This is a genomic window from Fructobacillus tropaeoli, assembly GCF_001047135.2.
Taxonomy (GTDB): domain Bacteria; phylum Bacillota; class Bacilli; order Lactobacillales; family Lactobacillaceae; genus Fructobacillus; species Fructobacillus tropaeoli.
Genome location: NZ_DF968104.1, coordinates 1 through 2,761 on the forward strand (window position 1 = coordinate 1; position 2,761 = coordinate 2,761).

Annotated in this window: 6 protein-coding genes; all 6 read right to left on the reverse strand. The window is 40.6% G+C overall.

What is annotated here, in order from left to right:
- Window positions 1-297, reverse strand: a 297-nt coding sequence (locus AOQ32_RS07930) for a hypothetical protein (RefSeq protein ID WP_148666538.1), incomplete at its 3' end; no start/stop codon positions are given.
- A complete protein-coding gene (locus AOQ32_RS07935) occupies window positions 290-706 on the reverse strand; it encodes a hypothetical protein (protein ID WP_059394352.1) in 417 nt (138 codons plus the stop codon). The genes AOQ32_RS07930 and AOQ32_RS07935, both read right to left, overlap by 8 nt.
- Window positions 696-929 carry a hypothetical protein gene (locus AOQ32_RS07940; RefSeq protein WP_059394353.1) on the reverse strand — a complete coding sequence of 78 codons (234 nt, stop codon included), beginning with the start codon at window positions 927-929 and terminating at the stop codon, window positions 696-698. The genes AOQ32_RS07935 and AOQ32_RS07940 overlap by 11 nt, the downstream gene beginning before the upstream one ends.
- Window positions 926-1,645, reverse strand: a complete 720-nt coding sequence (locus tag AOQ32_RS07945; RefSeq protein WP_059394354.1) for a ParA family protein — start codon at window positions 1,643-1,645, stop codon at window positions 926-928. Before AOQ32_RS07945 ends, AOQ32_RS07940 begins: the two co-directional genes overlap by 4 nt.
- Window positions 1,626-1,955, reverse strand: a complete 330-nt coding sequence (locus AOQ32_RS07950; protein ID WP_059394355.1) for a hypothetical protein — start codon at window positions 1,953-1,955, stop codon at window positions 1,626-1,628. Before AOQ32_RS07950 ends, AOQ32_RS07945 begins: the two co-directional genes overlap by 20 nt.
- A gap of 442 nt (window positions 1,956-2,397) precedes the next feature.
- Window positions 2,398-2,761 (reverse strand): DnaD domain-containing protein (locus tag AOQ32_RS07955; protein WP_148666539.1); only part of this gene is annotated, 364 nt, incomplete at its 5' end.

Consider the following 2,761-nt stretch of genomic DNA (forward strand, 5'->3'; position numbering starts at 1 on the left):
TAAATGTTTGCCTTGTAAGGCCTTGGTCGTAAAGCACAGCACATCATCGACGCGTTCTGCAACCAAAATCTGACCAACTTTCATCGTCTTAATCTGTTGCATACCTTGCGTTAAAGAAAACTTTTCACGAAATTCTCGTTGTTTGCCTTCAACCTCAATTGTTTTAGGCTCGCCAATCAGACCATTCGGCCAGACCTCAAACAAACGACCATCTTTTAAAATGGCTGTTGGTGTTTGAGGGCTTTCCTTGACAAAATCACTTAAGCTCCGATAACGGACACGTTTCGACTCATTCATGACGTTGCTCCTGTGTATAAGAAGTAACCACTTGGTCGAGTGCTTGATTTAGCGTAACGCCATGGGCATCCGCATATTCCTTCAGCAATTGAAAAGTCTTTTCAGACAAAGGCAGGCTACGATTGATAAACGTTTTATCCCGAATAATCAACTGACCATTCACCCGCTCCGCTAATAAGCGATCACCCGCGCGAATACTTTGAATATCATACAGTCCTTTTTGCAAATCATGCTTTCGCCGAACAACATAGTTTTGGCCATCAATCAGTGCTTTTTTCTCAGGACCCAATAACGCTCTGGGATGTAGCTCTAAGATTTCGTGGTTTTTCATCTTAGCAGTCGCTACTTGGTTACTTACGGTGGCAAATCGTCGCAATTCTTTTAAGCCCACCATTATTTCATCGGTCATGTTCAGTCTCCTGTTCATAGTAACCAGCGACTGATTCGTGTAACAGGTGTTTCATTGAGAGACCAGTTCGATCTTTTAAATCAATCAAGTGTTGATAGCTTTCCAAATCAATTTTAATTGATTTTTCAAGCTGAGGTCGATCGGCAGTGCCTCGCGTTTTCGGCACAACCCGCCGCTGGTGTAAGTTTTCTTCTTCACTACTATAACGACTAAAGCGACTCATGACAATACCTCCTCAAAGACTGCTGTTAACTGCTTAATCAGATTTTGGTCAACACAGTCAATGATTGGCATATCATCTGCTAGTTTGGTCCTTCGCGGCAAATAACCGCGATATTCTTCGTATTGTTGTAGCTCCTCTAACAGGTCTTTGGAAGCATTTTCCGACAAATTGATCTTGTTGGCTATAAAAGCCAGTTTTGCTTGAACGTCAAAATCTTGATTCAAATCTGATACAAATTTCTTCAAGTCCAGTAACGCTACAAAAGAGTCCTTTGAGGCTTCTGCTACGCCAATCACTAAATCAGATACGATTAACGCATTTTGCGTTAAGATGCCTTCATCATTTTCAGTATCAATCACAATATAATCGTACTGTTCAGTCAGTTCTTGCTCATTTTGCGCCAGCCACTTGCCAAAAATAATTTCGCGTTGTCGGCGAGTATTTAAGCGTTCTTTTAACTGTTCAACAGTGCGATGCCCAGCAATCAAATCAAGATTACTTTTTAATTGAATTGGACGCACATCACCATTTTCAAATAAGTTAATAACGGTTTGATTTAAATTCGTAAAGTGTCCATAACGGTGTGTTAAATTAGCTGAATCATCAAAATCCATCAGTAAGACACGATGATTTTGTTTCAAAAATTCTGCTAAATTATAAGCCAGTGTTGTCTTACCAGCGCCACCTTTATTGACATTAATCGTGATGATTTTCATTTCGTTGAACTCCTTTGTCGGCTTGGTCAGGAACTTTGGCAAACTCATACAAACTAGTCGCGACTAGCTTTTGTGAAGAGCGTTTAGCAACCAGCTTATCAGCAACTCGAACATGCTTGATTTTGGCGATTGCTCGTTGAAAGTCTATGCGGAACTTGGCATCGGTATAAACACCACCAATGATGGCATTATGACGCGTGTAATATAAGCCATCTGGCCTTAATTCGCCGCGCTTCCCATTCACTAAAAGAACCGTTGCGTTTCCTTTTTTCCCTAACCGACGTAGGTCGTTCATTGTTAATTCATACATACATTTCTCCCCCTTAGGTTTGTACGGCCATTTATGGCGTTGTGCTTGCTTCTTGCCACTTATAGTGGCGAAGAGCGACAGCGTTTTTTATGCAAGTGTTTCAGTCCTAAATCACCTTCACTTATGGTCTGAAACCAGTGTAGACGGGTCTTGTTGTACACAAGTATAGCCACTCCCCTATTCGTATATCCCTAGTCTGCTAATCAGGACGTGGCTTTTTATCAATTGTCAATGTGCAAGGCCTTTTAACGTCTTGCCGAGGACAGAGGTTTTAGAGTTCACCAATTTACTTATGCAATCCGGTTAATCTGGCAATGATGTGCTCTTTATTTGTCTTCCAAATCTTCTTCATACTTTTCCATAGCTGAAGTCTGCTTGGCTGTAAACCAACAAAAGACGATTTGAATAATGAGAAATGTTAAAGATAGTGTCACGAGTATGATCATATTGATACCCTCCACACCAACTCACTAAGCTGATTCATAGGTACTTGGGGTTGCTCTAATTGTCTAATCTGTTCTTGTTGTGCTTTATGCAACGATTGCGCTACTTTCTCGATATACAAAAGATTACTGGTATTGTTCTCCGCCGAACGAGTAATAGCTTCGCTAACGAGCAAAGCACCATAAAGATTGGTTAATTGCTCCAACCGACTGGCTTGATTTGAATTGGGAAGCTGACCAGTTTCTTTTTGGTAATGGTCCACTAGCAAATCCAAATCATTCACACGTGTATGATTAATTACGTCATCATTATCATCACTAAATTCAGTATCACTATACTCAGTATCATTAGGGTTTGATTTT